The sequence below is a fragment of the Cyanobium sp. Alchichica 3B3-8F6 genome (genome assembly GCF_024346435.1).
Taxonomy (GTDB): Bacteria; Cyanobacteriota; Cyanobacteriia; order PCC-6307; family Cyanobiaceae; genus Cyanobium_A.
The window spans coordinates 77,125-102,654 of sequence record NZ_JAGQCZ010000008.1 but is presented as its reverse complement, the minus strand read 5'-3'; the positions used below and the strand labels follow the sequence as shown (position 1 = coordinate 102,654).

At 69.6% G+C, this 25,530-nt stretch carries 30 protein-coding genes; 9 read left to right on the top strand and 21 right to left on the bottom strand.

Translation table 11 applies throughout. The features are described 5' to 3' along the window. Window positions 1-5 precede the first annotated feature (5 nt). Entirely contained in the window at window positions 6-842 is an 837-nt protein-coding gene (gene tatC / locus KBY65_RS08400) for a twin-arginine translocase subunit TatC (protein WP_094559734.1), read from the bottom strand. Next, window positions 839-2,506, bottom strand: a complete 1,668-nt coding sequence (locus KBY65_RS08395; RefSeq protein WP_315860062.1) for an NFACT family protein — start codon at window positions 2,504-2,506, stop codon at window positions 839-841. Before KBY65_RS08395 ends, tatC begins: the two co-directional genes overlap by 4 nt. A gap of 96 nt (window positions 2,507-2,602) precedes the next feature. Between KBY65_RS08395 and gmk the strand changes: the two genes are divergently transcribed. Further along, window positions 2,603-3,166 (top strand): guanylate kinase, encoded by a 564-nt coding sequence (gene gmk, locus KBY65_RS08390; RefSeq protein ID WP_254994795.1) that lies wholly within the window; start codon window positions 2,603-2,605, stop codon window positions 3,164-3,166. Between the two features lie 69 nt (window positions 3,167-3,235). On the opposite strand, the gene psaJ is transcribed toward gmk, so the two are convergent. Both psaJ and KBY65_RS08380 read right to left on the bottom strand, forming a co-directional pair. Next, window positions 3,236-3,352 (bottom strand): photosystem I reaction center subunit IX, encoded by a 117-nt coding sequence (gene psaJ / locus KBY65_RS08385; protein ID WP_094559737.1) that lies wholly within the window; start codon window positions 3,350-3,352, stop codon window positions 3,236-3,238. A gap of 70 nt (window positions 3,353-3,422) precedes the next feature. Continuing rightward, window positions 3,423-3,917 (bottom strand): Photosystem I reaction center subunit III, encoded by a 495-nt coding sequence (locus KBY65_RS08380; protein ID WP_254994796.1) that lies wholly within the window; start codon window positions 3,915-3,917, stop codon window positions 3,423-3,425. 61 nt (window positions 3,918-3,978) lie between these two features. Here KBY65_RS08380 and tsaD point away from each other — a divergent pair, with 61 nt between their 5' ends. After that, a complete protein-coding gene (tsaD, locus tag KBY65_RS08375) occupies window positions 3,979-5,058 on the top strand; it encodes a tRNA (adenosine(37)-N6)-threonylcarbamoyltransferase complex transferase subunit TsaD (protein ID WP_255001254.1) in 1,080 nt (359 codons plus the stop codon). Between the two features lie 40 nt (window positions 5,059-5,098). Continuing rightward, window positions 5,099-5,293 (top strand): high light inducible protein, encoded by a 195-nt coding sequence (locus tag KBY65_RS08370; RefSeq protein WP_255001252.1) that lies wholly within the window; start codon window positions 5,099-5,101, stop codon window positions 5,291-5,293. 12 nt (window positions 5,294-5,305) lie between these two features. Here the strand turns inward: KBY65_RS08370 and KBY65_RS08365 are convergent, their stop codons facing one another. Then, window positions 5,306-6,475: a type IV pilus twitching motility protein PilT gene (locus KBY65_RS08365; protein WP_255001250.1), complete on the bottom strand. Its 1,170-nt coding sequence runs from the start codon at window positions 6,473-6,475 to the stop codon at window positions 5,306-5,308. A gap of 101 nt (window positions 6,476-6,576) precedes the next feature. On the opposite strand from KBY65_RS08365, the gene wecB reads away from it, so the two are divergent. Further along, window positions 6,577-7,686, top strand: coding sequence for a non-hydrolyzing UDP-N-acetylglucosamine 2-epimerase (gene wecB / locus KBY65_RS08360; protein WP_255001248.1), 1,110 nt, complete (start codon window positions 6,577-6,579; stop codon window positions 7,684-7,686). Here the strand turns inward: wecB and KBY65_RS08355 are convergent. Further along, window positions 7,683-8,843 carry an efflux RND transporter periplasmic adaptor subunit gene (locus KBY65_RS08355; RefSeq protein ID WP_254987499.1) on the bottom strand — a complete coding sequence of 387 codons (1,161 nt, stop codon included), beginning with the start codon at window positions 8,841-8,843 and terminating at the stop codon, window positions 7,683-7,685. The genes wecB and KBY65_RS08355 overlap by 4 nt on opposite strands. A gap of 96 nt (window positions 8,844-8,939) precedes the next feature. Here KBY65_RS08355 and ychF point away from each other — a divergent pair, with 96 nt between their 5' ends. After that, the gene (gene ychF / locus KBY65_RS08350; protein WP_254987498.1) at window positions 8,940-10,031 is read left to right on the top strand and encodes a redox-regulated ATPase YchF; all 1,092 of its coding nucleotides are present in this window, start codon (window positions 8,940-8,942) and stop codon (window positions 10,029-10,031) included. A 131-nt stretch (window positions 10,032-10,162) separates the two neighbouring features. After that, complete coding sequence (locus KBY65_RS08345; RefSeq protein WP_255001246.1) at window positions 10,163-10,372, top strand: hypothetical protein; 210 nt, start codon at window positions 10,163-10,165, stop codon at window positions 10,370-10,372. Here the strand turns inward: KBY65_RS08345 and KBY65_RS08340 are convergent. Further along, window positions 10,326-11,588, bottom strand: coding sequence for an MFS transporter (locus KBY65_RS08340; RefSeq protein ID WP_261355932.1), 1,263 nt, complete (start codon window positions 11,586-11,588; stop codon window positions 10,326-10,328). The two genes, KBY65_RS08345 and KBY65_RS08340, sit on opposite strands and share 47 nt — an antisense overlap. A gap of 78 nt (window positions 11,589-11,666) precedes the next feature. Here KBY65_RS08340 and KBY65_RS08335 point away from each other — a divergent pair, with 78 nt between their 5' ends. Genes KBY65_RS08335 through KBY65_RS08325 form a run of 3 tightly spaced genes read left to right on the top strand, consistent with a single transcriptional unit; the run spans window position 11,667 to window position 14,175 of the window. Beyond that, complete coding sequence (locus KBY65_RS08335; protein ID WP_255001244.1) at window positions 11,667-13,310, top strand: alpha/beta hydrolase; 1,644 nt, start codon at window positions 11,667-11,669, stop codon at window positions 13,308-13,310. Window positions 13,311-13,366: 56 nt separating this feature from the next. Beyond that, window positions 13,367-13,639: a DUF1778 domain-containing protein gene (locus tag KBY65_RS08330; protein ID WP_255001242.1), complete on the top strand. Its 273-nt coding sequence runs from the start codon at window positions 13,367-13,369 to the stop codon at window positions 13,637-13,639. After that, complete coding sequence (locus KBY65_RS08325) at window positions 13,639-14,175, top strand: GNAT family N-acetyltransferase (RefSeq protein WP_255001240.1); 537 nt, start codon at window positions 13,639-13,641, stop codon at window positions 14,173-14,175. The genes KBY65_RS08330 and KBY65_RS08325 overlap by 1 nt, the downstream gene beginning before the upstream one ends. Before the next feature lie 99 nt (window positions 14,176-14,274). Here KBY65_RS08325 and KBY65_RS08320 read toward each other — a convergent pair whose 3' ends face one another. The 14 genes from KBY65_RS08320 to KBY65_RS08255 all read right to left on the bottom strand — a co-directional run bounded on the left by KBY65_RS08320 (window position 14,275) and on the right by KBY65_RS08255 (window position 25,503). Continuing rightward, window positions 14,275-15,306 (bottom strand): ABC transporter permease, encoded by a 1,032-nt coding sequence (locus KBY65_RS08320; RefSeq protein ID WP_094559745.1) that lies wholly within the window; start codon window positions 15,304-15,306, stop codon window positions 14,275-14,277. Continuing rightward, the gene (locus KBY65_RS08315) at window positions 15,303-16,895 is read right to left on the bottom strand and encodes an ABC transporter substrate-binding protein (protein WP_409996639.1); all 1,593 of its coding nucleotides are present in this window, start codon (window positions 16,893-16,895) and stop codon (window positions 15,303-15,305) included. Before KBY65_RS08315 ends, KBY65_RS08320 begins: the two co-directional genes overlap by 4 nt. A gap of 73 nt (window positions 16,896-16,968) precedes the next feature. Next, window positions 16,969-17,181, bottom strand: a complete 213-nt coding sequence (locus KBY65_RS08310) for a hypothetical protein (RefSeq protein WP_094559746.1) — start codon at window positions 17,179-17,181, stop codon at window positions 16,969-16,971. A gap of 299 nt (window positions 17,182-17,480) precedes the next feature. Further along, window positions 17,481-18,797, bottom strand: coding sequence for a homoserine dehydrogenase (locus tag KBY65_RS08305; protein WP_255001239.1), 1,317 nt, complete (start codon window positions 18,795-18,797; stop codon window positions 17,481-17,483). A gap of 54 nt (window positions 18,798-18,851) precedes the next feature. After that, on the bottom strand, window positions 18,852-19,277 hold the full coding sequence (locus tag KBY65_RS08300; protein ID WP_094559748.1) for a SufE family protein: 426 nt from the start codon (window positions 19,275-19,277) through the stop codon (window positions 18,852-18,854). Further along, complete coding sequence (locus KBY65_RS08295; protein ID WP_255001237.1) at window positions 19,277-19,774, bottom strand: hypothetical protein; 498 nt, start codon at window positions 19,772-19,774, stop codon at window positions 19,277-19,279. Before KBY65_RS08295 ends, KBY65_RS08300 begins: the two co-directional genes overlap by 1 nt. Before the next feature lie 7 nt (window positions 19,775-19,781). Then, window positions 19,782-19,958: a hypothetical protein gene (locus tag KBY65_RS08290; RefSeq protein ID WP_255001230.1), complete on the bottom strand. Its 177-nt coding sequence runs from the start codon at window positions 19,956-19,958 to the stop codon at window positions 19,782-19,784. Between the two features lie 128 nt (window positions 19,959-20,086). Further along, entirely contained in the window at window positions 20,087-20,710 is a 624-nt protein-coding gene (locus KBY65_RS08285; protein WP_255001228.1) for a 5-formyltetrahydrofolate cyclo-ligase, read from the bottom strand. Continuing rightward, a complete protein-coding gene (ruvC, locus tag KBY65_RS08280; RefSeq protein ID WP_094559752.1) occupies window positions 20,707-21,186 on the bottom strand; it encodes a crossover junction endodeoxyribonuclease RuvC in 480 nt (159 codons plus the stop codon). Before ruvC ends, KBY65_RS08285 begins: the two co-directional genes overlap by 4 nt. A 3-nt stretch (window positions 21,187-21,189) precedes the next feature. After that, entirely contained in the window at window positions 21,190-21,588 is a 399-nt protein-coding gene (locus KBY65_RS08275) for a type II toxin-antitoxin system VapC family toxin (RefSeq protein ID WP_233128496.1), read from the bottom strand. A 1-nt stretch (window position 21,589) separates the two neighbouring features. Further along, window positions 21,590-21,808: a CopG family transcriptional regulator gene (locus KBY65_RS08270; protein ID WP_255001227.1), complete on the bottom strand. Its 219-nt coding sequence runs from the start codon at window positions 21,806-21,808 to the stop codon at window positions 21,590-21,592. A 97-nt stretch (window positions 21,809-21,905) separates the two neighbouring features. Continuing rightward, entirely contained in the window at window positions 21,906-22,997 is a 1,092-nt protein-coding gene (bchI, locus tag KBY65_RS08265; RefSeq protein ID WP_255001225.1) for a magnesium chelatase ATPase subunit I, read from the bottom strand. Continuing rightward, on the bottom strand, window positions 22,994-24,448 hold the full coding sequence (locus KBY65_RS08260; RefSeq protein WP_255001223.1) for a DUF3370 domain-containing protein: 1,455 nt from the start codon (window positions 24,446-24,448) through the stop codon (window positions 22,994-22,996). The genes bchI and KBY65_RS08260 overlap by 4 nt, the downstream gene beginning before the upstream one ends. Next, on the bottom strand, window positions 24,445-25,503 hold the full coding sequence (locus KBY65_RS08255; RefSeq protein WP_233128497.1) for a serine hydrolase: 1,059 nt from the start codon (window positions 25,501-25,503) through the stop codon (window positions 24,445-24,447). The genes KBY65_RS08260 and KBY65_RS08255 overlap by 4 nt, the downstream gene beginning before the upstream one ends. Window positions 25,504-25,530 lie beyond the last annotated feature (27 nt).

Below are 25,530 nucleotides of genomic sequence, written 5' to 3'. Positions count from 1 at the left end.
CCGCTTCAGGCTGGACGCAGCCGCTCGGTGAAGGCCACCAGCGCCACGCCCACCAGGTAGAGGGCCGTGATGGCCCCGGAGAGCAGCAGCATCGTCACCGGGTCGGTGGACGGGGTGAGCACGGCGCCGGCCAGGGCGCTGGCCAGCACCACCCAGCGCCAGCCGGCCAGCATCGGCTTGGCCTTCACCAGCCCAAGGGCGCCGAGCAGCAGCTGCAGCACCGGCAGCTGGAAGGCCAGGGCGGTGGCCACCATCAGCAGCAGCACGAAGTCGAGGTAGCGCTCGATCGACCAGCTCGGCTCCACCACATCGGCGCCGTAGCTGACCAGAAAGCGCAGGGCCGCTGGCACCAGGGCCCACCAGGCGAAGGCCAGCCCGGCGGCGAACAGCACCGCCGAGCCCGCCACCGCGGGAGCCACCAGGCGCCGTTCGCGGCGGGTGAGGCCCGGCAGCACGAAGCAGAGCCCTTCGTAGAGCACATAGGGCAGGGCCAGGGTGAGGCCGGCGTAGCCCGCCACCTTCAGCGACACAAACAAAAACTCCCCGGGGGCCAGCTGCAGGAAGCGAATGCCCTCGGCCGGCATCTCCAGCAGGCGCACCAGCGGCTTCACCGCCGCCAGGCAGACCGCCGCCGCCACCACCACCGCCAGCAGGCTGCGCAGCACCCGCCGGCGCAGCTCCTCGAGGTGGTCCACCAGGCTCATCTCGACTTCGTCAGGGAAGTCGTTGTCGGGTTTGTCTCCAGCACCGGAGGGGGCAGGCACCCGGATCGGCGGTGGCGGCGCAAGGGGCGGTGGCGCCAGGGGTGGCTCGGTGGTGGTGGAGTCGGGTTCGGCGCTCATGGTCGCTGCTCTGGCAAAAGGCTAAGAGCGCGTTGCGGCTCGCCCCAGAGCACGGTGCCGCCGCGATGTCGCACCGTACCGGGAGCGGCGCCTGGAATGCGTTGCAGCTCCTCGATGGGCACCATCACCACCGGCACGCGCCGGTTGCCCCGGCCGCGGCTGAAGTGGGCCGCCAGATCGGCAGCCGCCTGCAGATCGCCCTCACTGGCCTCCTGCTGCGAGCTTTTCAGCACCACGTGGCTGCCCGGCAGTTCCTGGGCGTGGAACCAGAGATCGCCGCGGCGGGCCTGGCGAAAAGCGATCCACTCGTTCTGGCGGTGGTTGCGCCCCACGTGCAGCGGCAGGCCCGAGGCGGTGTGGAGCTCCAGGGGCTGGGGTACCCCTTCGGTTGCGGGGCTGCGCCGCGCCTGGCGGTTGCCTGTCTGGACTCCGCCCCCCTGGCTCCCCCGACTGCGCTCCGCCAGCAGGGCTTCGAGTTCACCGGCCAGCTGCTCCACCTGCTCGAGGCTATCGGCCTGCTCGAGGTAGGTGAGGCTCGCTTCCAGCCAGGTCAGCCGCTGCTGGTGCAGCTCGAGACGCGGGGTGATCGCCGCCACGGAGCGGCGGCGTTTGCGGGCGGTTTTGTACAGCTTCTGGGCCTCCTCGATGCACGCCCGGCCCGGCTGCCGTTGGCTGAGCAGGGCATCGGCACGCCGCTGCAGCGCCTCGCTTTCGGGCACGGCCGCCAGCAGGGCTTGCTGCTCCGCGGCCTGGCGGTGTTCTCGCTCGGCGGCGGCCTCGAGCCGGCGGCCCAGCTGCTGGCGCCGTTGCAGCAGCACCTGGGCCGTGAGGTGCTCGTCGATATAGGCCGCGAGGCCCTGGTTGACCGTCACCGTGGGCTCTATCGCGCCAGCTTTAGGTGCCCACCAGCAGCGGAAGCCCTCGGGCTCGAGCTGCCAGCCGAAGCGCTCGCTCTCGACGGCCTCCAGCCAGCCGCGCCAGGCCTGCCAGAGCTGCTGCCACTCGGGCGGGCTCAGCGTGTCCACGGGCCGCTCCCCCCAGCCGGCCGGCAGCAGTTGGCGCAGCAGGGCCGGGCTGATGCCCTGGTAGGCGCCGCGCAGGGCCTGGGCCAGGGGCACAGGCAGCAGCTTGAGCCGCCGCTGCCAGCTCTCGAAACCTTCCTCCAGCCGAGGCGGCTCGCCCGCCAGGGGCGGGGGCGGTTGGTAGGGGTCGCCGGTGCCGATCGGCCGCAGCCGCGACTGCTGCGGCTTCACCTGGCGCGCCAGGGCCACCACCTGACGGTCGCCATCAAGCAGCAGCAGGTTGCTGTAGCGCCCCATCAGTTCGGCCACCAGCCAGCGCTGCACCGGGTCGTCAGGACGCCGGGCGAAGCCCAGCTCCACCACCCGCTCCCAGCCCTGCTGGCGGATCTCCACCAGGGCCAGGCCCCGCAGGCCGTGCTGGAGCTGTTGGGCCAGGGTGCTGCCATCGCCCTGGCGCGGCGGCGGTGGGATGGTGTGCAGCCGCGCTGCGTCCGCCTGCCAGCTGAGCTCGAGCCAGTGGATGCCACTGAGGCTGCGCAGGCCGATCTGCAGGGCGTGGGGGCTGGCCTGCTGGGCCTTCTCGAAGCGGGTGGGCACCAGCAAGGGCCGCCATTCAGCCAGCACCGCCCGTAGGGTCGTCACGTCAAATGCCTGAAGGCGAGAGGGTGCCTGAAGGCGGGAGGGGGCCATGGGCTTCGAGGCTGGCTTCTACTCTGCAGGCCAGAGCTGACGCCCGCCATGAGCGCCCCGCCCGGTCGCCTCACCCTGATTACCGGCCCCAGTGGCGTGGGCAAGGGCACCCTGGTGCAGCGGCTGCTGGCGCATCACCCTCAGATCTGGCTGTCAATTTCGGCCACCACCAGGGCTCCTCGGGCCGGGGAAGTGGAAGGCGAGCACTATTTCTTCCTCAGCCGCGAGGCATTTGAGGCGCAGGTGGCTGAGGGCGGCTTTTTGGAGTGGGCTGAATTCGCGGGCAACCTCTACGGCACCCCACGCCAGCCGGTAGAGGCCCAACTCGCTGCTGGCCGGCCCGTGCTGCTGGAGATCGAGCTGGAGGGCGCCCGCCAGGTGCGGCGCAGCTTTGCGGCGGGCTTTCAGATCTTTGTGGAGCCCCCCAGCTTTGCGGAGCTGGAGCGGCGCATCCGCGGCCGCGGCACCGACAGCGAGGAGGCCATTGGCCGGCGGCTCGAGCGGGCCCGGGTGGAGCTGGCGGCGGCGCCGGAATTTGATGCCGTGCTGGTCAACGGCGATCTGGATGCGGCCCTGGCGGAGCTGGAGCGGTTGATGGGTCTGGCGAGCTAGCGCCCACAACAAGCGCCACAAAAAAGCGGCCCCTCAGGGCCGCTGCAGATTGCGTTGTCCCAGAGCCGCTCAGAGGGGGTGGAACAGCAGGTCGGGGAAGAAGCGGTTGAACTCGATCACGATCCCAGCGGTGACGGTGAACCAGATGGCTGCGAACACCGGAGCGGTGGTGAGGAACTTTTTCATGGCTGGACGTTGGGGAGGAAGGAAACCAGAGGAGGCGCTGGGGCTTGCTGCGTGCAGCGGCTGACCCCGTTCAGCGAGGCGAAACCGTGACCTTGTCGTCGGATTCGAGCAGCTTGCCGCTGGTGAGCTCACCGAAGGCGGCCAGGGGCCAGGTGGCGGCGGCCAGGGTGCTCTTGAAGGCCAGGGGCAGATCGATCTGGATCTCCTTCATGGTGGCGTCCTTGTCGCCGCGGATGGCGCGCAGGTAGTTGCGGCCCGCCCAGCCGATGCAACCGGCGATGTAGAGGAAGGCGATGCCCGGGATCATGAAGTCACCGGCGTGGTCCCAGCGACCGTCCACGATCAGGTGGGGCAGACCATCGGTGCCGCAAACGGCCTGGCTGTACATCGCAAAGCGGGCCTTGGCCTGATCGGTTTTGGCTCCAGCGGCACGCTGCTGGAAGCGGGCGTTTTCGGAGCAGGGGGTCAGGCCTGCCACATCGGCCTTGGCCACGGGAGCGAAGCCGAGGAGCAGGAAGGCTGAGAGCAGAACTGCGAACAGTCGGCGGGAAAAAAGACGGCGCATCAGACGCAAGGCCGCGGGGCAGGATGACACCACCGGACAGTACGGGAGCTGCTTAGGTCCAATGCCCACGGTTCTTGCCCTCGAAACAAGTTGTGACGAGTCAGCGGCAGCGATTGTGCGCGATCAGACGGTGCTGGCCAGCGCCGTGGCCTCCCAGGTGGAGGAGCACGCCCGCTGGGGTGGCGTGGTGCCGGAAATCGCCTCGCGGCGCCATGTGGAGGCCCTGCCCCAGTTGATCGAGCAGGTGTGCCGTGAGAGCGGTGTGGCCCTCGCGGAGCTCGATGGCATCGCCGCCACCGCTGCGCCCGGGTTGGTGGGGGCCCTGTTGGTGGCCTCGGTGACCGGCCGCACCCTGGCCCGCCTCCACGCCAAGCCCTTTGTGGCGGTGCATCACCTGGAGGGCCACCTCTGCTCAGTGCAGCTGGGTGAGCCGCTGCCGCCAGGGCCCTACCTGGTGCTGCTGGTGAGCGGTGGTCACACCGAGCTGCTGCGGGTGGATGGGCCGGGCCGCTACCAGCGCCTGGGCCGCAGCCACGACGACGCGGCCGGGGAGGCCTTCGACAAGGTGGCCCGGCTGCTGGGGCTGGGCTATCCGGGCGGTCCGGCGATTGAGGCCGCTGGCCGGGATGGCGATCCCCGCCGCTTCGCCCTGCCCAAGGGCCGGGTGTCGCGGCCGGAGGGGGGCTACTACCCCTACGACTTCAGCTTCAGCGGCCTCAAGACGGCGATGCTGCGCCAGGTGCGGGCTTTGGAAGCAACTCGGGATTCCGCCCCAGACACGGCCGCCGAGCCCTTGCCGCTGGCCGATCTGGCGGCCAGCTTCGAGCAGGTGGTGGCGGAGGTGCTGGTGGAGCGCAGTTGCCGCTGCGCCCGCGAGCAGGGGCTGGCCACCCTGGTGCTGGTGGGCGGAGTGGCCGCCAACCGGCGGTTGCGGGCCCTGCTGGAGGCGCGCTGCCAGCGGGATGGCTTGGCCTGGCGGGTGGCGCCGCTGGCCTACTGCACCGACAACGCCGCCATGATCGGCGTGGCAGCGGCCCAGCGCCTGCAAGGCGGCCAGAGCAGCTGTCTCGACCTGGGGGTGGCGGCGCGGTTGCCGCTGGAGCAGGCGGATCGGCTGTACGAACGGCAACCTTGCTTTTAATGCCCGTAGGCTGGGAGCCCTGCGGGATCGGTGTGGCGCCATGACCCCCCTCGACAGTGAGTGCGATCCCCACGCCGTTGTTGAACACGACGTTGAACGGGTGACGCCGACCGAGCTCAACGCCTGGAGGCGCGGTTTCACGCCCCAGGCGGAGATCTGGAATGGCCGACTGGCCATGCTGGGGTTGTCGGTGGGCCTATCGGTGTTGCTGGTGGCCCGGCTGGCGAGCCACTGAGCGCGCCCCTGTTTACGTGCGACCGCGCAGGGCCTGGGCCAGTTCGTTGGGCTTGAGGCTTTGGGCGATGGCGTCTTCTGCGGTCACCCGGTCATCTTCCACGAGCTGTTGCAGCGACTGGTTGGCCGTCTGCATGCCATCGAAGGCGCTGCGCTTCATGATCTCCTCGATCTCGTCGAGTTCGCCCCGCTGGATGTAGTCCTTGCAGGCATCGGTGTTGATCAGGATGTCGTGGAAGGCGGCCCGCTTGCCATCGGTGGTTTTCAGCAGCCCCTGGGCAATCACCCCCAGCAGTGATTCCGACACGGCCCGCCGCACGCTGTCCTGCTCATTGGGGGGAACCATGCCGAGCACCCGTTCCACCGTCTTGACAGCGGAGTTGGTGTGCAGCGTGCCGAACACCAGGTGACCCGTCTGGGAGGCCTCGATGGCGGTGGCCAGGGTTTCCTGGTCGCGGATTTCTCCGATCAGGATCACGTCGGGGTCCTCGCGCAGGGCGGCGCGTAGAGCGTTCTGGAACACCTTGGTGTGCTGGCCCACTTCCCGCTGGCGGATCAACGACCGGCGGCTCTCGTGCACAAACTCCACCGGATCCTCAATCGTGAGGATGTGGCGGCTCATGTTGCGGTTGATCCAATCGATCATCGCCGCGAGGGTGGTGCTCTTGCCGGAGCCGGTGGGGCCCGTCACCAGCACCATTCCCTTGGGCCGCGCTGCCAGCTCCTTGAGCACCGGCGGCAGGTTGAGGTCTTCGAGGCTGGCGATGGTCTGAGGGATCAGCCGCAGCACCATCGCCGGGCCCCGCAGCGAATCCAGCAGGTTGATGCGCACCCGCACGAAGGGAAAGGCGTGGGAGCCGTCGAATTCCTTGTCGCGTTGGAAGGCGTCGATCTCGGCGGGGCTGAGCATCTCCCGCATCCAGCCGTTGAAGGTGGCCGCATCGGTGATCGGCCAGCCGGTGCCCGCCATCTCGCCCCGGGCCCGGTAGCGGGGCTCCTCGCCCACGCCCAGGTGCACGTCGGAGTGGCCCTTCTCGCTGGCGATCCGCACGATCTCTGCGAGGGCGCCGGGTTGGCTGCCGGTGTTGGCAGCAGCTGGGCGGGTGGCAGCGGGAACCTGGGGAGCTGCCGGGGGAAACGGTGACGGCGGGAAGGGGGAGGGGGGAAAGGGCGAGGTCGTCATCGGCGGCCACCGGGATCGCCCCAGCTTCGCCGCTGCAGCGGTTTCTGTCAGTCCCGGATCCCTCCCAGCAGCGTTCGTAGGATCCCCCTGTCTGCAGCGCTTTGGTGTCCAAGCCCCTTGTCACGATCGTGCTGGGCACCCGTCCGGAGGCCATCAAGCTGGCGCCGGTGATCCGGGCGTTTCAGCAGGCCGAGGATTTCCGCACCCGGGTGGTGCTCACCGGCCAACACCGCGAGATGGTCAGCCAGGTGATGGGGCTGTTCGGCCTGACGGCCGACCACGACTTGGCCCTGATGGCCCCCAAGCAGACCCTCACCCACATCACCTGCGGCGCCTTGCAGGGGTTGAAGGAGGAGTTCACCGCCCATCGGCCCGATCTGGTGCTGGTGCAGGGCGACACCACCACGGCCTTTGCCTCGGCCCTGGCGGCCTTCTACGAGCAGATCCCGGTGGGCCATGTGGAGGCCGGGCTGCGCACCGACAACCTGCTCGACCCCTTCCCCGAGGAGGCCAACCGGCGGTTGATCTCTCAGCTGGCCCAGCTGCATTTCGCCCCCACGCCCCTGTCGGCAGCCAATTGCCGCGCCTCGGGCGTGGTGGGCACGGTGCTCACCACGGGCAACACGGTGATCGATGCCCTGCTGCTGATGGCCGAGCAGGCGCCGCCCTATGTGCTTCCCGGCCTCGATTTCGCCACCCAGCGGGTGATCCTGGCCACGGTGCACCGGCGCGAAAACTGGGGTGAGCGGCTGCAGCACATCGGCCGCGGCTTCCGCGAGCTGCTCGACCGCTACCCCGACACGGCCCTGCTGCTGCCGCTGCACCGCAACCCCACCGTGCGCGAGCCCCTGCAGGCCCTGCTCGGCGACCATCCCCGCGCCTTCCTGGTGGAGCCGCTCGACTACGACCAGCTGGTGGCGGCGATGCGCGGCTCCACCCTGGTGCTGAGCGATTCCGGCGGGTTGCAGGAGGAGGCGCCATCGCTGGGCAAGCCGGTGCTGGTGCTGCGCCGCACCACCGAGCGGCCGGAGGCGGTGGAGGCCGGCACGGCCCGGTTGATTGGCACCGACAGTGCCGACATCGTGGCGGAAGCCAGCCGGCTGCTCGATGATCCCGCCGCCTACGAGGCCATGGCCCGGGCCCACAACCCCTTCGGCGACGGCCAGGCCTCAGGTCGGATCGTTGAGGCCGCCCGCACCTTCCTGGCTTAGGGGCGCTTCTTGGCCCAGGGCGGTAGGTCGATGAACACCCGGGTGCCGCTCTTGAGGCCCGAGAGGATCTGGGTGTTCTTGCCGCTGCTGATGCCGAGCTCCACCGGTTGGAAGTTGGGCTGGTTGTTCTTGCCCACCAGCAGCACCCCCGGCCGGCCCGACTCGGTCACGATCGCCACGGTGGGCACGAGGGTGTCGGCCTGCACCTGGCCGGTCTGGAAGCCCACGTCGGCGGTCATGCCGATGCGCAGCTGGGCGGTGTCGCCTACCAGGCGCAGCACCACGTCGAAGGAGGTGACGTTGTTGAGCTTCACGGCCCGTGGTGTGATCCGCTTGACCCGCGCTTCAAAACGCTGGTCGGGAAAGGCATCCACACGCACCGTGGCGCTTTGGCCCAGCCGCACCCGGCCGATGTCGCTTTCGGGCACCTTGGCCACCACCTCGAGGCCCTGGGCCAGCTCGACGATCGAGGAGCTGGTGGCGCCGGCGGTGGCCGAGGCGGTGGTGGTGGGGGTCACAAACGCGCCGGGATCGGCGAAGCGCTGGGTCACCACCCCATCGAAGGGGGCGCGCACGATCAGGTCGGCCTGCTCCACCCGGCGGGCGGCCAGACGCTGGCGGGCGGCCTGTTCGGCCGCTTGCTCTACCAGGAAGGTGCTGCGCACGCTGTTGTAGTCGCTGAGGCTGATGGCGTTCTGGCGGTAGAGCCGCTCGTTGCGTTCCAGCTCGCTGCGGCTGCGCACCAGCTGGGCCTGGGCGGAGCGCAGCTGAGCCTGGAGCTCGGCCAGCCGCTCGCCCAGGTCGCCGCGATCCATGCGTGCCAGGGCCTGGCCGCGGCGCACCGGATCGCCCTCCTCCACAAACAACTCCTCGATCACCCCCTGGCGTTTGGGGCTCACATTCACCCGCTTTTCCGCCTCCAATTCACCGCTGGCACTCACCACGCCGGGCAGGTTGCCCGATTCGGCCAGCACGGTGTAGGGGGCGAGATTGGCGTTGCCGGCGCTGCGTTGGCGCTGCACCACGGCGAGGCCAGTGACCAGCACCAGCCCCGCGGCCGCAGCCGCCCAAACGCGCCGTCGCTGCCAGCGCGGTCGAGGCGGCGGATTGGGGCTGGGGCTGGTGGCTGCTCCTGGAACCACGGACTGGCTGGGCACGGCCGGCGGTGGGATGAGGGTGGGAATCGGCCTGTGGGGCAGTGGCCTCCAGTTTCGCTGCTGGATGGCTTGACCTGCGGCCCGTAGATTTCAGCCATGCTCAAAGCCGGAATCGTCGGCCTGCCCAACGTGGGCAAGTCGACCCTGTTCAACGCCCTGGTGGCCAACGCCCAGGCCGAAGCCGCCAACTATCCCTTCTGCACGATCGAGCCCAACTCGGGCATTGTGTCGGTGCCGGATCCGCGCCTGCAGCAGCTCTCGGATCTGAGCCGCAGCAAAGAGATCATCCCCACCAAGGTGGAGTTTGTGGATATCGCCGGCCTGGTGAAGGGGGCCAGCCAGGGCGAGGGCCTGGGCAACAAGTTTTTGGCCAACATCCGCGAGGTGGACGCGATTGTGCACGTGGTGCGTTGCTTCGACAACGACGACGTGATCCATGTGAGCGGCTCGGTGGGCCCGGCCCGTGATGCCGAAGTGATCAACCTGGAGCTGGGCCTGGCCGATCTCTCCCAGGTGGAGAAGCGGCGCGAGCGCCTCAAGAAGCAGGTGCGCACCAGCAAGGAGGCGCAGGCAGAAGACGCGGCCCTGGAGCGCATCCAGGCTGTACTCGAGGCCGGCGGTGCGGCCCGCAGCGTGGCGCTCAGCGCTGAAGAGGCCTTGATGGTGAAGCCCCTGGGCCTGCTCACCGCCAAGCCGATCATCTACGCCACCAACGTGAGCGAAGACGATCTGGCCAGCGGCAATGCCTACTGCGAGGAGGTGGCGGCTCTGGCGGTGAAGGAGGGCGCCGGCACGGTGCGCATCTCGGCCCAGGTGGAAGCCGAGCTGATCGAGCTGCCGGAGGAGGATCGCGCCGAGTTTCTCGCTGGCCTGGGGGTGGAGGAGGGCGGCCTGCAGAGCCTGATCCGCGCCACCTACGCCCTGCTAGGCCTGCGCACCTATTTCACCACCGGCGAGAAGGAAACCCGCGCCTGGACCATCCAGGCCGGCATGACCGCCCCCCAGGCCGCCGGTGTGATCCACACCGACTTTGAGCGCGGCTTCATCCGCGCTCAGACCATCGGCACCCAGCAGCTGCTGGAGGCCGGTTCGCTGGCCGAAGCCCGCAACAAGGGCTGGCTGCGGGCCGAGGGCAAGGAGTATGTGGTGGCCGAGGGCGACGTGATGGAGTTTCTGTTCAACGTGTGAGGTGCCTGGAGCTGGCGGGTTTTCTCACGTCGGAGATTCTGTACAGCTCCAGTCCCATCCCGTTCGGGTTCAGCCCTCCAGTCCCCGCCTCCGGGGTGCTCCAGAATGGCTGAAAGATGTTCTGTGGTGCCATGACGGATCCGGCCCAGCAACCCGCACCTCCCCACGGCACCTCCCCCGAGACGCAGCACGATTTCGAAGTGCAGAAGGAGCTGCACCAGAAGATCCGCAACGATCCCGACTACGACGACTGGGAGTACGGCACCGAGCCCCTGCCCCACGAGGCCTGGGTGGCTAAGCAGACCCCCCAGGCGTCTCCTGAGCCGCCGGCCGCCGCCTGAGCCGCTTCACCAGGTTGAGCGCCGCCAGGCAGAGCAGGGTCATCACGATCCAGAGGCCGCCGGCGTGGCGCTGGGCATCGAGGGCCAGGCCGGCCAGCAGCGGCGCTGCCAGGGCGCTTAGGGCAAAGCACTGGGAAAACAGGGCCATGGCTAACCCCTGGTGCTCGCGTGGGCTGAGCTCGATCACCGCTTCGGTGGCAATCGGCAGGAAGGCTGCCGCCCCCAGGGCCAGCGGCAGCTGGGCCAGCAGCACCAGCCACAGGCCGAGGCTGCTCAGCGCCGAGAAGGCCAGCAGCACCGTGCCCGCCGCAAAGCAGGCCAGGCTGAGCCCCAGCCCATGGGCCACCGGCCGCTTCGCCAGGGCCTGACCCACCGGCCATTGGATCAGCACCAGCAGCCCCAGCTGCAGGCCGACCAGCAGCGCCCCCAGGCTCTCGGGCATCGCCGCCCGCTCCAGCCCACCACGCACAAGATCCAGCGGCAGAGCGCTCTGCATCAGCGCCGGCAGGGAGGTGGCGAGCAGGCTGATCGCCAGAACCGGCAGCAGCGGCGGCAGCCACTGGCGCCAGGGTGTTTGGTCGGCGGGATCGCCGCTGGGGGGGGTAGGCCGCGGCAGGGGCTGGCGCAGCAGCAGCACCACCACCGCCACCAGGCAGGCGATGTCCACCAGATAGATGCCCCGCAGCCGCCCGCCCGCCGCCAGCAGGGCTCCCAGCAGCGCTCCAGCGGCGATGCCGGCCGCATCGGCGCTGCGCGCCAACGCATAGCCCCGGGCCGACGGGATTGGCCGGGGCCCCATATGGCAGCCCAGCGGCACCGCCAGCTCGATCGCTGGCCAGTAGAGCCCAGCGGCGATGCCCAGCAGCAGTTGGCCCTGCACATAACCGCCAAAGGCGCTCGTGCCCAGCAGCCGAACGTCGCCCAGCAGCGCCGCGACGGCCGCCAGCAGCACCGGGACCGAGCAGGCCAGCCCCCGGTCCAGCAGCGCGCCGCTCAGAAACCGGCCCACCGTGCCCGCCAGGGCCGCCAGCGCCAGCCCCTGGGTTACCGCCTGGGCGCTGAAGGCCTCCTGGTGAAACACGATCGGCGTGAGATACAGCACGCCACCGGCCCCCAGCGAGGCCACCAGCCGCACCAGAGCCACCTCCCGCAGGGCCTTTGGAAACTGGGCCAGCCAGGACCGAAGGCTTGGGCTCAGGCGGTGGGGTGGGCTCAAGCAACAGGGCAGTCAGTTCGGGTGCAGTCTGCTGCCGCGGCCCGGAGGGAGGAGACTGGAGCACTCATGCCGCTTGATTTGCTTCTCCCCCCGCCTTGCCGCCGGGCCGCCCTGGCCGGGTTGCCGGTCCTTCTGGCGGCGTGGGCCGTGTGGGCCCCGCTGCCGGTGCGGGCTGCCGAGGAGCTGAGGCTGCAACTCGATGGGCTGGAGGTGCCGATCGATCTCGTGGCGCTCGAGGCCTGGGCCCGCCAGCCCGACCAGGCCAGCCCGCCCGGAGCCGTGGGCGGCGATCTGGCCGTGTGGCTCAACCTGCTCGAGCCCTCCAGCCGCCGCGACCTGATCCGCCTGCTGCAGGCGCCCTTGCTGCGCGATCGCAGCTTCGGCCTGGAGCTGCTCAACAGCTGGACCGGCGAGCAGATGCTCAAGGAGGCAGGCACCCTGCTGACCACTCAAAATAGCCGCAGCACGGCGCCACTGCTGCTCAGCAGCCTGCGCCAGCTGCTGGAGCGTCAAAGCAGCGTGTCCAGCCTGGAGCTGTTGCGGGCCCTGCCGGTGCCCAGCGTCACCCTGCGCATCGACGGTCTGCTGGAGCTGGCCAGCCAGTGGCGCAGCCAGCTCAAGCGCCAGAACGGCGCCCTGGCCCAGTTGCGCCAGCTGCCCCTGCCCCGGCGCAGCTCCCGGGCCCTGGCTTTCACCAATGTGGTGCGGCGCCAGCCCCGGCGGCTGCAGTTGGCCGTGCCCCACCGGGTGACGCCCGTGCCGCTGGAACTCTGGCCCGCCCAGCAGGCCCGCCAGGGCCCTTGGGTGCTGCTGATGCCTGGCCTCGGCGGCAGCCCCGACCAGCTCAGTTGGCTGGCGGCCGCCCTGGCTGATCGCGGCTGGCCCGTGCTGGTGGTGGATCATCCTGGCAGCGATCAGCAAGCCCTCCAGGCCTCCCTGCTCGGTGATGCGCCGCCCCCCGGTGCCGAAACCCTGCCCCAGCGCCTGGCTGATCTGCAGGCTGTGTTTGAGGCCCAGCGGGATGGCCAGCTGCCGCCGTTTGGTCCGGCGCCGGCGGGGGAGCAGGGGGTGGTGCTGATGGGCCATTCCCTCGGTGGGCTGGCGGCGTTAATGGGCGCAGGCCTGGTGCCGGAGCGGGGCCTGGGCCGCCGCTGCGAACTCGCCCTGGCGTCGCTGCCGCTCACCAACCTGTCGCGGCTGCTGCAGTGCCAGCTGCCCCAGGTCACCGGCGATGGGGCCGCGAGCTCCGGCCCGTTGCCGGTGGCGATGTCCGCGTCGTCGCCCCTGTTGGGGGTGGTGGCCTTCAACGGCTTCGGCAGCCTGCTCTGGCCCTATCGGGGCCTGGAGGATCTCAATGTGCCGGTGTTGCTGGTGGGGGGTGGGCTGGATCTGGTCACGCCGCCGGAGCAGGAGCAGCTGGCGGTGTTCGCCGGAGCTCGCCACCCCCGCAGCCGCCTGGTGCTGGTGGAGGGTGCCAGCCACTTTTCGCCGGTGCGCATCGACAACCGCGGTGAGGTGTTGTTCCGCCTTGGCAATGAGCTGGTGGGCATCGAGCCCCTCAAGGTGCAGGCCCTGCTGCTCAACCTCACCACCGAATTCCTCCAGGGCCTGGAGCACCCGCTGCTGCTCTCGCCCCAGCGCCGCGACCAGGACGGCGTGCGCGCCTACGTGCTCGACCGCAACCAGGCCCGCCGCTGGCGGGGCTTGATCCCGGCGCCCTGAGCTTCAGCCTGTGGCGATTGATAGACGGTGTCTATCAGTTGCACTACGCTGATCCCATGGCTGCGACTCCACGTCTGAGTTGGAATCTGAGGGTGTCTCCCGGTGATCAGGAGCTGATTGATCGCGCTGTCAGCGCCTCAGGCCTCAACAGAACTGACTTTTTGCTGCAAGCGGCTCGCTCAGCCGCCCAGCAGATCCTGGTGGAGCAGGCATGGTGCGCTGTGTCTCCAGACCAGCTCGAGGTGTTTCGCCGTGAGCTGGACGCACCTCCCAGGCCCAGTGATCGGCTGCGTCGCACCATGGCAGCTCCCAGGCCCTGGCAGGCTTGATGCCGTTCCAGCCGCCGCAGCCCCTGGCTGAGAGGCACGTCATAGCTGGATTCGATTGCGGCGATGCCAGCCTTAATCAGTGGCTCCAACAGCGGGCGCTTGCTAACCAGCGCAGCGGGGCAACCCGCACGTTTGTGGTGTGCGATGACGATGGCGTGGTGAAGGCCTACGGGGCTCTCGCCTCTGGCGCCGTAGCGGTGGCCGCCAGCCCGGGACGGTTCCGTCGGAACATGCCGAACCCAATCCCGGTGGTGGTTCTGGCCCGCCTGGCGGTGTGCCGCAGCGTTCAGGGCCAGGGCATCGGCCGCGCCTTGCTTGCTGATGTCTTTGAACGTGTGCTCTGGGCCAGCGACCACATCGGCGTTCGAGGCATCCTGGTGCACGCTGCTTCACCTGCGGCTCGCAGCTTTTATCTCCGCATGGGCTTTGATCCCTCGCCCATGGATCCGAACACCTTGATGCTGCGCCTCTCGGATGTTGAGGCCGCGATGAAGCCACAGGATTCTCAATCGGGGAATTCGGCTGCTGAACGCTGAACGGATGCCTTTGTTGCGATGGTCCAGCGCGCCACCGTGCTCGCCCGAGTTGGGCCTGGTGCCTAATTTGTAAGGGTCAAAAGGCCTTGATCTTGCTGTTCAGAAGCTGATGCGCGGGTCGAGCAGTGCCACTAGCGCATCTACCGCCACAGTCACCAGCACCACCAGGCCCGCCACCACCACCACGATCCCCTGCACCAGCGGGTAGTCGCGCTGTGCGATCGCCTCCTGCAGCCGGAAGGCGATGCCGGGCCAGGAGTAGGTGACCTCGATCAGCAGGGCGCCGCCGATCAGCGACGCCACCGTGATGCCCGTGATCGTCAGCACCGGCAGCAGGGCGTTGGGCAGGGCGTGGCGCAGCACCACCCGGGCTTCGCCCAGGCCGCGGCTGCGGGCCGCTTCCACGTAGTCGGAGCCGAGGGCGCGGCGCAGGTTGAGCCGCAGCGCATTGGCGAAGATGCCGCTCAGCAGCACACCCAGGGTGGCCGCCGGCAGCACCAGATGGCGCACGCTGCCCACCAGCTGCTGCCACTGGCCGGTGGCCAGGCCGCTGCGCAGGCTGTCGAGCAGGTAGAAGCCGCTGCCCTCCGGCGGCAGCAACGTGGGCGGGAAGCGCCCCCCCACCGGCAGCCAGCCCAGCCACACCGCAAACACCAGTTGCACCACCATCGCCGCCCAGAAGGGCGGCAGGGCATAGGTGCCGATGCCGTAGAGCCGGCCGGCCAGGTCGAGCTTGCCTTCCGGGCGGGCGATGCCCGAGAAGCCCACCGCCAGCCCCACCACGGCTGCCAGCAGCAGGGCCACCACCCCCAGCTCCAGGGAGGCCGGCAGGCTTTGGCGGATCACGTCGGTCACCGGTTGCTGGTTGGTGAGCGAGGCGCCCAGATCGCCGTGCAGCAGCTTGCTCAGGAAGGTGCCGTATTGCTGCAGCAGCGGTTGATCCAGCCCGAGCTGGGCCCGCAGGGCAGCCCGGGCACTCTCGGGGGCGCGGGTGCCGAGCAGGGCGTCGATCGGATCGCCCGGCGCCACCCGCAGCAGCAGGAACACCAGGCTGGCGATCAGCCACAGCATCACCGGCGCCAGGGCCAGCCGGGCCGCCAGATAACGCAGCAGGGTGCGTCGGCGGCTCATCGCACGCCACCTCCAGCCGTTGATGCGTGGGTGCGGTGCAGCTCCTCCAGCAGCAGCCGGCCGGAGCCATCGAAGCGGGGTTGGCTCACCTGGCGCTGGGCCCAGGCCCGCGGTGCCACCAGCCACACCGGCAGGTAGGGGTTGGCGGCAGCGGTCTGGTGCTGGATGCGGCGCAGCAGGGCTGTGCGCGCCGGACCCGCCAGGGCGGCGCTGCGCTCCAGCTCCTGCTGCAGGCCCGGCTGGCTCCAAAAGCTGCCGCTGGCGGCTGCGGCGCCCTTGCTGCAGCGCTCGCCTTCGGCCTGGTCGCAGCCCAGCAGCGGTACCAGGTAGTTGTCGGCGTCGGGGAAGTCGCCCATCCACTCCAGCAGGATCAGCGGGAAGGCGCCATCGCCCAGCTGGCGGTAGGCGGTGGTGGCCTCCATGCCAGTCACCTCCAGGGCGACGCAATCGCCAAGATCCTGCCTCAGCTGGGCCTGCCAGGTGAGGGCAAACAACTTGTCGGCGGGCACGTTGGAGCGGAAGGTGAGCGGCAGGCTCAGCCGCTTGCCGTTGCAGTAGCCGGCCTGGCGGTAAAGCTGGCGCGCCTTGGCCGGGCTGTACCCCGGCCAGGCGGTGGGATCCGCGCCCTTGAGGCTGGGCGGCACCAGGTCGTGCAGGGGCGGCCGCAGCCCCAGGGTCACCCTGCGGCTGATCGTGCTGCGATCAAGGCTGTAGGCCACCGCCTGGCGCAGGCGCGGATCGTTGAGGGGTGGCTGGTCGGTGAGCAGGGTGAGGTAGCCGATCTCCAGGGCTGGTCCGCTGCCCTCCCGCAACGCCCCCGCCGCCGCCCGCCGCCGCAGGGCCGCCTGCTGGTCGATCTCCAGGCTGGTGGAGAGCAGCACATCCACCTCGCCGCTCTGCAGGGCGCCGAACAGGGCGGTGGAGTTGCTCAGGGCCACCAGATCGAGGCCGCCGTTGGCGGGCTTGGGCCCCCAGTAGCCGGCGAAGGGCTCCAGCTGCTGCTGCTGGTTGGTGAAGAAGCTGAGCCGGTAAGGCCCCGTGCCCACGAAGCGGTCGTTGAGGAAGCTGCGGCGGTGCTTGCGGTAGGCGCTGGGGGAGAGCGGCGTCAGGTTGACGGCGCTGAGCAGCTCGGCCAGGGCGCTGTAGGGCCGTTTGAGCTTCAGCTCGAGCGTGTAGGGCCCCACGGCCCGCACGGCGCTCACCCGATCGCCGAGCAAGTAGCTGAGCTTGCCGATCGCCAGGAAGCGCTCAAGCGTGAACACCATGGCTGCCGCGTCAAACGGCGTGCCGTCGTGGAAACGCACCCCCTGGCGTAGTTCCACCCGAGCGGTGAGGCCGTCTCCGCTGAGCTGGGGCAGGGCCACCGCGAGCCGCGGCTCCAGCTGGCCTCGGGCGTTGATCGCATACAGCGGATCGCCGATGGCGCTCAGCAGCTGCATGGCGCCAAAGGTGTAGGCGCCCGCGGGATCGACCGTGTCGATGCGGTTCTTGCTGGCCACCACCAGGCGGTTGTTGGCCGGGTGGGATGCGTTGGTGCCTTGGCGGGGTTGGCAGCCCCCGAGGGTGAGACCCATCCCCAGGCCGGCCATCAGCAGGGCTGCAGCCTGGATGCGGTTCAGCCGCGGAGCGCGGGGCAAGGGGCGTCCGTCAAAGCCTCGCCATTCAAGACCGATGCGGCCGGGCCGGACGCACCTGCTGCAGGGAAATTTCAAACACCTCCGAACCCTGGCGGTCCAGGGGCCAGCGGCGCAGCCAGCAGCGGTCGTGATGGTCGTCGATGCCGATCACCTGGTAGAGCTGCTCATCGCTGCCGAGGTGCACGCAGGCGCCCTGGTGAAGGGCGGGTGCGGCGGTGGAGCAGGTGGGACCGGTCATAGGGGAAGGCGGCGATGGCTGCCGGATGGATGGATGACGGGGCTGGAGCGTGGGAATCGGGACAGAGTGGTGAAGGGTTGCAAAGGGACCCTTTACACAACGCAATCCTGCAGGTCCTACGAGGGCTGAAACTGTTCGTGTCGTTACCGAGGCCGGCCTGGTGAGGGGATCGTCACAGTCACCGGGCGGAAGGCGTCTTAAGGATTGCTTCAGATTGATGCACCCACTGTGGCCTGCCATGGGCCCAGCCGGCCAGCGGGTGGCGATTTGCGGACCTGATGGCCTTGATCAGTCGCGCTCTAGAGGGTGCGCAGGCAGGCGGCCACGGCCTGCACGTCAGCCAGGGCTTCGATCGCGGCCAGGGCCTGGCGGAAGTTGGCTTCGCACACGTCGTGAGTGATCACCACGATTTCGGCGTCGCCGGCGCTCTGGGTTTCGAACTGCACGATCGACTGGATCGACACGCCCGCTTCGCCGAAGCAGGTGCCGATCTTGCCGATCACACCGGCCTCGTCGCGGGTGCGCAGCCGCACGTAGTTGCGGTGGGTCGTCTCGGCGCTGTCCACCAGGCGGCAGGCCCGCCAGCTGCCCGCGGCCAGCAGGGGATCGAGGGGGGGCTTGGCTGAGCCTGCGGTGGCCTGGCGGATGCCGGCGATGTTGAGGATGTCGGCCACCACGGCCGAGGCGGTGGGGCCAGCGCCAGCTCCCGGGCCGTAAAACATCACCTGGCCCACCGGATCCCCCTCCACCAGGATCGCGTTGTTCACCCCGTTCACCCCTGCCAGCGGATGGGCTTTGGGCAGCAGGGTGGGATGCACGCGCACATCCAGCAGCTGCTCGGCGCCCTGATTCAGGTTGGGCATGGCCTGGGCCACCGCCAACAGCTTCACCACATAGCCCAGCTGGGCGGCGTAGGCCACGTCGCGGGCCTCCAGCCTGTCGATGCCTTCGGTGGGGATGGCGGCCCGGGGCACGCTGCCGCCGTAGGCCAGGCCCGCCAGGATGGCGATCTTGTCGGCGGCGTCGCCGCCCTGCACGTCGGCGGCGGGATCGGCTTCGGCGTAGCCCAGCCGCTGGGCCTCGGCCAGCACGTCGGCGTAGGCGGCGCCCTCGGCCGCCATGCGGCTGAGGATGTAGTTGGTGGTGCCGTTGATGATCCCGCTCACCCGCTGGATGCGGTTGGCACCCAGGGACTGTTTGAGCGGCTCGATGATCGGAATGCCGCCACCCACGGCTGCTTCGATCAGCACATACACGCCCTGCTCGGCGGCGGCCGCAGCGATCTCCTCGCCGTAGCGGGCGATCACGGCCTTGTTGGCGGTCACCACCGGCTTGCCGGCGGCGATCGCCCGCAGGATCAGGGAGCGGGCCGGCTCCAGGCCGCCCATCACCTCCACCACGATGTCCACGGCCGGGTCGTCCACCACCGCCTCCGGATTGGTGGTGAGCAGCTCAGCGGCCAGCTCCACGGGCCGCGGCCTGGTCAGGTCGCGCACCGCCACCCGACGCAGGTCCAGTTCAGCCACCAGCGGATGGCGCCCGGAGGGGGTCGCCAGAATGCCGGCCACGCCTGCCCCCACCGTGCCGAGGCCGAGCAAGCCGATGCCGATGGTCATGCGCTGGGGGATTGCAGTGGGGCGATCCTAGAAATCAGCCCGCCTGTGCCGAAATCAGCCCGCCAGCGCCTGGGCCTGGGCCTGCATCAGCCGCAGGATGTTGAGGAAGCCGTTGGCCCTCGACGGCGTGAGGCTGGCCTGCAGACCGGTGGCCGCGATGAAGCTCGGATCGATGGCGGTGGCCTGCGCGGGCGTCAGCCCCTCCAGTCCTTGGATCAGCAGGGCCAGCAGCCCCTTGGTGATCGCCGCATCGGAATCGCCGCGCCAGTGGAGCTTGCCGTCCACCAGTTCCCCCACCACAAACACCTGGGAGACGCAGCCCTTCACCTTGAAGGCGTCGTCGCGAAAATCTTCCGGAAGGGGCTCGAGCTTCTTGGCCAGCCACAGCACGTATTCGTAGCGCCGCCTGGGATCGGTCGTGCCGGCTAGACGCGCCACGATCTGGTCGAGGGCAGGGCTGCCGGTGGGGGCGGCTGCCATCAGCGGCGTCCGGTGCGCCGGCCGCGGCGCCAGGTCATGGTTATGCCCAGGGTCCCAACAATGGCTCCAACGCCCAAGACACCACCGCTGCCGCTGAAGGCCAGCGGCTGCCAGCCAGCGGCGCTTGAGCTGGAGGTGGTGGGGCTGGTGCCGGGCAGTTCCAGGTAGTCGCGATGCCCAGGCCCCTTGTCCACCTGCACTTCCCAGGCGGTGGTGGCCCCTGGGGGCAGGCGGAAGCGCAGCTGGCCGTTGGCGTCGGTGCGGCCCACGTCGATCGGGGTGCCGCCCGGTGGCACTAGCCGCACCACCGCATCATCGGCCGGTTCGCCGTTGCCGAAGCGGCTGTCGAGCACCACTTGGTTGGTGAGGCTGCTCAATCGCTCGAGGCTGCTTTCCAGGGCATGGCTGCGGGCCGGGGCTGGCCCAATCAGCAGGGCTGCAACCGCCGCGAGGCCGCTGGCGGCACTGAAGCGGACCACTGGATGGCGCAGGGTCATGGCTGGATCAGGACGCTTTCCAGCGACTATCGCTACTTTTGCCGGCCTGCACCATCCGCACCATCGAGCTCACCATCATCGAGAGGGCGTCGTGGCTCTGGCCCCGCTCCTGCAGTTCGGCGGCCAGCACCTGCTCAGGGGCTGAGGCGTGGCTGCTGGGGGTGCGCGACGCAGACAGGTCCAAGGCGGTGCAGGTGTAATGAAGATGATCCTGGCAAACGAGGGCAGCTACTGCGCTGCTTGTGAAGCCTTTGTTGAACAAGTTGTTCAACAAGTTGTTCAACAAGTTGTTCAACAAGTTGTCCGACCGGTTCAACACCGAGGCGCGGGATCCAGCCAGCCGGGCCCGTTTTCATCCAGCCAGCCGTGGAGTGGCACGTCCCAGGGGTCGCGGGGCAGTTGCTCCAGCCGGCAGCCCTGGGGCAGCACCGCCAGCGCCGGCACCCGCGCCCAGGCCGGATCGGCCCGCAGCCGGTCGTACCAGCCGCCGCCATAACCGAGCCGAATCCCGGCGGCGTCGCAGGCCAGGGCCGGAATCAGCAGCAAGCCCAGCATCTCCGGGTCCAGCCCGCCCCCTCCTAGCTCGTCATTGTGATCCGCTGGGGCGGGGATACCGCAGCCATCAGGCGCCAAGGCCTCTGCGTTGTGCCAGGGCCGGTACACCAGTCGGGCATCACCATCCTCTGCGGCGTGGGTGATGGCCGGCAGGGCGACCCGGCCGGGCAGCAGGGTCCGCAGGGCCCGCAGATCCACCTCGCCGGGCAGGGGCCAGTAGAGCCCCAGGAGCTGATCCGGGGCCAGCAGCCCGGGCACGTGCCGCAGCGCCTGGGCCTCAATCGCGGGCTGGGCCGCCGGCAGCAGGGCCTGGCGCTGGGCGCGGAATTGCCGCCTCAGCGCGGCTTTGGTGCTGGCGGTGGCCTCATCCGCGGCGCTCATCGCTGGAACCAACCCGTCAGGGCGGCGGCCAAAGCATCGGCGGCGTCATCGGGCCGGGGTGGGGTGTCGAGGTTGAGCTCGCGCATCACCGCTTCGAGCACCTCGTCTTTCTGGGCATGGCCGTGGCCGGTGAGGGCCTGCTTGATCTGCATCGGCGGAAACTCCACCACCGGCACCTTGAAGCGCGCCAGGGTCATCATCAGCACACCGCGGGCCTGCACCACGGCAATGGTGGTGCTGGAGCGGTAGAAGAAAAACTTCTCCACCACCGCCAGCTCGGGTCGCCAGGTGCGGATCAGCACCCGCAGGTCGCGGGCGATCTCCACCATCCGCTCCCCCTCGCTGCGGCCGGGCTCGGTGCGCAGGATGCCGCAGTCGAGCAGCGCCTGGCGGCCGCTGCGGCCCCGCTCGCTCTCCACCTCGATCACCCCGTAGCCCACGCGGGCCAGGCCGGGATCGATGCCGAGGATGCGCATGGCTCAGTCCTCGGGGCTGAGTCGGTACGGAACCCGCACACCGCCGAGGGACTCCGGGAAATCGCGGGTGTTGCGGGTCACCAGCTGCAGGCGATGGCAGCGCGCCGTAGCGAGGATGATGGCATCCGGGATTTTCAGGCCCAGGCTGCGGCGGCAGGCCACCGCCTCCCGGGCGATGGCCTGGGTCAGCTCCAGGCGCGGAAAGCTGCTCAGCCAGGGTTCCACGGCGCCCAATTCGTCATCGCGGCAGCCCACCAGGATTTCCATCCAGCTGATCACGCTGATCGAGGCAGCCCCGGCGTGGGTTTCGATCCAGGCGAGGGCCTGGGCTTCCCCGCGTAAGAGATCGATCAGGATGTTGGAGTCGAGCAGCAGCCCTGCAGCTGCAATCCCAGCGGCCACGTCAGTGCTCCCATTCGCTGCGCAGCGCCCGCTCCAGGCTCAGGGAATCTTCCGGGCGGTTGCGCCACAGGCCAAAGACGCTCTGGTGCTGAACGCCCTGGTGGTCTAGCCAGCTGCGCAGGGCCTGGCGCAGGCCTTCGGCGCGGGACAGGCCGCGCTGGCGGCAGAGGCTGTCGAGCCGTTCCCGATCGGCATCGGGCAGATCGATGATCGTGCGCATCGGGCCCGCGCCCCCGCGGTCAAGATTGATATCGACATCATATGCCGTTATCAATGCCGGTTTCGGTCGTCCTTCCAGCGCTGTGATGGCCGGCCGCTCAAGCCGCCAGAGCCAGTTCGAAGGCGCTGCGGTCGCCGCTGTCTGTGCGGTTGAACACCTTGCAGAACATCTTCACCACCCGGTCGCCCGAATCGATCTGCTCGAGCGGATCCTTGCGCAGGCGGTGGCGCAGGCAGCAGGCCACCACGCGGGATACGTCGTCTTCGGTGACCTCGGTGCGCCCCTCGAAGGCCGCCAGGGCGCGGGCCGCCCGGTTGGTGACGATGTCGCCCCGCAGGCCATCCACATCCAGCTCGCCGCAGATGCCGGAGATGCGAATGCGCAGGTCGTCGTCGATCTGCACCTGGCCCAGCAGCCGTTGGGCCGCCACCACCCGCGCCTGCAGGGCGTCCTGGGTGGTTTGCACAGCGTTGTTGAAGCTGTCGGGATCGCTGTCGAAGTTGGTGCGCTGGTCCACCACCTGCACCCGCAGTTCGGGATCGCGCACGGTGCGCACCTCCACGCTCATGCCGAAGCGATCGAGCAGCTGGGGCCGCAGCTCGCCCTCCTCCGGGTTGCCGGAGCCGATCAGCACGAAGCGGGCCGGGTGGCGCACGCTGACGCCCTCGCGCTCCACGGTGTTCCAGCCGGAGGCAGCCGAGTCGAGCAGCACGTCCACCAGGTGGTCGTCGAGCAGGTTCACCTCGTCCACGTAGAGCAGGCCGCGGTTGGCCTTGGCCAGCAGGCCCGGCTCAAAGGCCCGCACGCCCTCACTCAGGGCTTTTTCGATATCGATCGTGCCGCAGAGGCGATCTTCCGTGGCGCCCAGGGGCAGGTCGACCATTGGCACCTGGCGGGGCTCCACCGGCAGCTCTTCGCCCTGCTCGGCGCGGGCGCGTACCTCGGCGCTCTGCAGGTCGGGGTCGTCTGGGGAGCTGTTGTAGGGGTCGCCGGCCACCACGTCGATCTCAGGCAGCAGGTCGGCCAGGGCCCGGATCGTGGTCGATTTGCCCGTGCCGCGGTCGCCCATGATCATCACGCCGCCGATGCGCGGATCGATCACGTTGAGCAGCAGGGCCAGCTTCATCTCCTCCTGCCCGACGATCGCGGTGAAGGGGAAAACCCTGCGCTTGCGGGGGGCTGGCGTCACGGATGGCTGGCTGGAGTGGTTTTGGATTGTTTCACAGCTGGCTCTGGCACGGGCAGCAGGCTGAGCACCTGGGGCGGGGTGGCATCGGCCGGATAGATCAGCCGCACCTGCAGCTGGCGGCTTGCCCCTGGCGCCAGGCTCACCGTGCCCAGGGGAGGGGAGGGCTCGCCGGCCCGCTGCACCAAGTGGAAGCTGCGCCGACCCGCCGGCCGGCCCGGGGCGCCCGAGGGGGAGGGCGTGCCATCCAGCCCCGTTACCTCCACCGTGCCGCGGAACATCACCGGTCGGCTGCCACTAGTGATGCCGCCAATGCTGTGGAAGCGCAGGCCCCCGGCGGCAGCATCGCCCTTGATCGGCGATTCCAGCGCCAGCAGCAGCGCCACTGGCTGGGTCGTGTCGTTTCGCAGGGGGATGCTCAGGTCGTATTCGACGCCGTAGTTGCCGTGGGCGGCCCAGGCGGTGCCGGGGTAAAAGGCCTGGAGCTCGGCGGTTTGCACCTGGCCGGTGCCCAGGGTGCCGCGCTCCAGGCTGCTGATCGGCCAGGAGATCGGCGCCCGGCGCACGCTCAGCCAATTCTGGCCCGGATCGGTGAGGCGGCTGCGCCAGACGCTGCCCACCTGCACCCCACTCACCCGCGAATACACCATCCCCCCCTTGCTGCCCCGGGGGGTGGGGGCGTGCTCCCGCGGGCTCAGGCCCCCCTCCAGCAGCGCGGCCCAGGTGCTCGCCGGCGGCGGCTGGTTGCCGCTGCCGAAGGCGGCCAGGGTGGCGAGGCTCACGGGGCCGGAGCTCTCCAGGCGCATCTGCAGGTTGAGGCCATTAAGCAGGGGGTCGAGGCCTCGCACCGGCAGGGGTAGCACCACCAGGGTGCGGGGGGCGCCGGGCGGCAGGGTCCAGCTGGCGGGCAGTTGGGGGCTGCGCTGGCGGGCCAGCAGTTCGGTGGCCACCCGGCTGCCGGGTCCGGCCCACACCGGCGTGCTGCCCTGGGCCATCAGGGCCGGCAGTGGCAGGAAGGGGGCGCCGGCCTGGCCGGGCTCCACCGCCTGGGACAGCGCCGTGGAGCCGCTCAGCAGCTTCAACATCACCGGCTCCGGCTCGCGGGGAGCCGCCAGCACCGCCAGCCACAGGGTGGAATCGAGGCTCTCCGGCTTGCCGGCGTACACGTGGTGGCTGAACAGATCGAAGCGGCCGTTGAGGACCACATCCAGGTGGGCCGACGGCACGCCGCGGCCGCTGCCGGGGAAGGTGGACAGCAGGATTCCCGGCTCGCGAATCAGCTCAGGGTTGTTGTCGTTCACCAGCAGCACCCGGTCGAGGCCGCCGCTGAGGGGCGCCACGGTTTGAGGGCGCAGCACGGGAGCTGGTTGGGCGAGCGACGGGGTCGGAGCGACCAGGACGGCCAGCAGCAGCAGGGGTAGGCGGGCGCGCCGCCGTCCGGAGGTGGAGTTCATTTACGGCCTACCAGGGTTTTGGACACTTCGCCGGCCATGGCACGGATCAGATCGGCGGAACGGGGGTCGTTGAACGGGCCCTTGACCATGAACGCCGCCACGGCCCGCTGGCCATTGGGCAGTTGGATCAGGGCCGCATCGGAATAGGCGATGCCGATGTCGCCGGTTTTGTTGTAGGCGGTGATCCCGAAGCTCAGCAGCTCGCTGTCGGGGTCGGCGGAATCCTTGCCGAGCCCCAGCAGCAGCCCCAGGGGAATCAGGGTGTTGGTGCGGGAGGTGCCCATGATTTCCCGAAACAGATCGCGGGCCCGGGGACTGAGTTTCTCGCCGGTGTCCACCAGAGCGATCGAGCGGGCCAGGTCGCGGCTGCTGGTGGTGTTAGTGCCTTCAAGGTCGGGCAGCCAGTTGTTCACCGCTGTGGAAGGCAGGCCGATGGCGGTGAAGCGCTCGTTGAGGGCGGTTTTGCCGCCCAGGCGCTTGATCAGCAGGTTGGTGGCGCTGTTGTCGCTCACCCGGATCATCTCGGTGGCCGCCTCGAAAAATGGGAAGCGGGTGCCGACTGGTTTGCTGGCCATCCAGCCGGCACCTCCACCCACCACCTCCTTGGTGAGGGGCAGCGGCTCGTTCCAGCGCAGTTTGCCGTTGTCGAAGTCTTCCAGACCCGCCAGCAGGATCGGCGTTTTGATCGAGCTGGCGGCCGGCAGGGCCAGGTCGGGCTGCAGTTGGGCGAAGCGACCGTCGTCGAGCACCAGCAGGAAGGCCGAGCTCTGCAGCCCTTTCTGGGCGGCGGCGAGCTGGGCCCAGCGCTGGCTCAGGGCTGTCAGCTCGGTGCGGGGTTCGAACTGGCCGGGGTCGAGCCCCTTGCCGGTGTTGGCGGCCCCGAGGTCGAGGCTGGGTGCCTCCATGGCGCCCTGGGCCAGGCGGGGGGCCAGCAGCTTGAGGCTGGTGCCGGTGATCACCCCCAGACCGATGCCCATCACCATCAAGCGCAACACCAGCCGCAGGGGCTGGCCCCAGCGGCTTTTGGGGCTGCGGGGCGAACGGCCAGCAGTCACAGGGCCATGCAGTCGAAGTGGTCCGAC

Bases quoted from the DNA above. Each gene is read 5' to 3' on its own strand.
- tatC (WP_094559734.1), bottom strand. From the start codon at position 842: ATGAGCGCCGAACCCGACTCCACCACCACCGAGCCACCCCTGGCGCCA.
- gmk (WP_254994795.1), top strand. From the start codon at position 2,603: ATGAGCGCCCCGCCCGGTCGCCTCACCCTGATTACCGGCCCCAGTGGC.
- psaJ (WP_094559737.1), bottom strand. From the start codon at position 3,352: ATGAAAAAGTTCCTCACCACCGCTCCGGTGTTCGCAGCCATCTGGTTC.
- KBY65_RS08380 (WP_254994796.1), bottom strand. From the start codon at position 3,917: ATGCGCCGTCTTTTTTCCCGCCGACTGTTCGCAGTTCTGCTCTCAGCC.
- tsaD (WP_255001254.1), top strand. From the start codon at position 3,979: ATGCCCACGGTTCTTGCCCTCGAAACAAGTTGTGACGAGTCAGCGGCA.
- KBY65_RS08370 (WP_255001252.1), top strand. From the start codon at position 5,099: ATGACCCCCCTCGACAGTGAGTGCGATCCCCACGCCGTTGTTGAACAC.
- KBY65_RS08365 (WP_255001250.1), bottom strand. From the start codon at position 6,475: ATGACGACCTCGCCCTTTCCCCCCTCCCCCTTCCCGCCGTCACCGTTT.
- ychF (WP_254987498.1), top strand. From the start codon at position 8,940: ATGCTCAAAGCCGGAATCGTCGGCCTGCCCAACGTGGGCAAGTCGACC.
- KBY65_RS08345 (WP_255001246.1), top strand. From the start codon at position 10,163: ATGACGGATCCGGCCCAGCAACCCGCACCTCCCCACGGCACCTCCCCC.
- KBY65_RS08330 (WP_255001242.1), top strand. From the start codon at position 13,367: ATGGCTGCGACTCCACGTCTGAGTTGGAATCTGAGGGTGTCTCCCGGT.
- KBY65_RS08325 (WP_255001240.1), top strand. From the start codon at position 13,639: ATGCCGTTCCAGCCGCCGCAGCCCCTGGCTGAGAGGCACGTCATAGCT.
- KBY65_RS08320 (WP_094559745.1), bottom strand. From the start codon at position 15,306: ATGAGCCGCCGACGCACCCTGCTGCGTTATCTGGCGGCCCGGCTGGCC.
- KBY65_RS08315 (WP_409996639.1), bottom strand. From the start codon at position 16,895: ATGGCCGGCCTGGGGATGGGTCTCACCCTCGGGGGCTGCCAACCCCGC.
- KBY65_RS08310 (WP_094559746.1), bottom strand. From the start codon at position 17,181: ATGACCGGTCCCACCTGCTCCACCGCCGCACCCGCCCTTCACCAGGGC.
- KBY65_RS08305 (WP_255001239.1), bottom strand. From the start codon at position 18,797: ATGACCATCGGCATCGGCTTGCTCGGCCTCGGCACGGTGGGGGCAGGC.
- KBY65_RS08300 (WP_094559748.1), bottom strand. From the start codon at position 19,277: ATGGCAGCCGCCCCCACCGGCAGCCCTGCCCTCGACCAGATCGTGGCG.
- KBY65_RS08295 (WP_255001237.1), bottom strand. From the start codon at position 19,774: ATGACCCTGCGCCATCCAGTGGTCCGCTTCAGTGCCGCCAGCGGCCTC.
- KBY65_RS08285 (WP_255001228.1), bottom strand. From the start codon at position 20,710: ATGAGCGCCGCGGATGAGGCCACCGCCAGCACCAAAGCCGCGCTGAGG.
- ruvC (WP_094559752.1), bottom strand. From the start codon at position 21,186: ATGCGCATCCTCGGCATCGATCCCGGCCTGGCCCGCGTGGGCTACGGG.
- KBY65_RS08270 (WP_255001227.1), bottom strand. From the start codon at position 21,808: ATGCGCACGATCATCGATCTGCCCGATGCCGATCGGGAACGGCTCGAC.
- KBY65_RS08260 (WP_255001223.1), bottom strand. From the start codon at position 24,448: ATGAACTCCACCTCCGGACGGCGGCGCGCCCGCCTACCCCTGCTGCTG.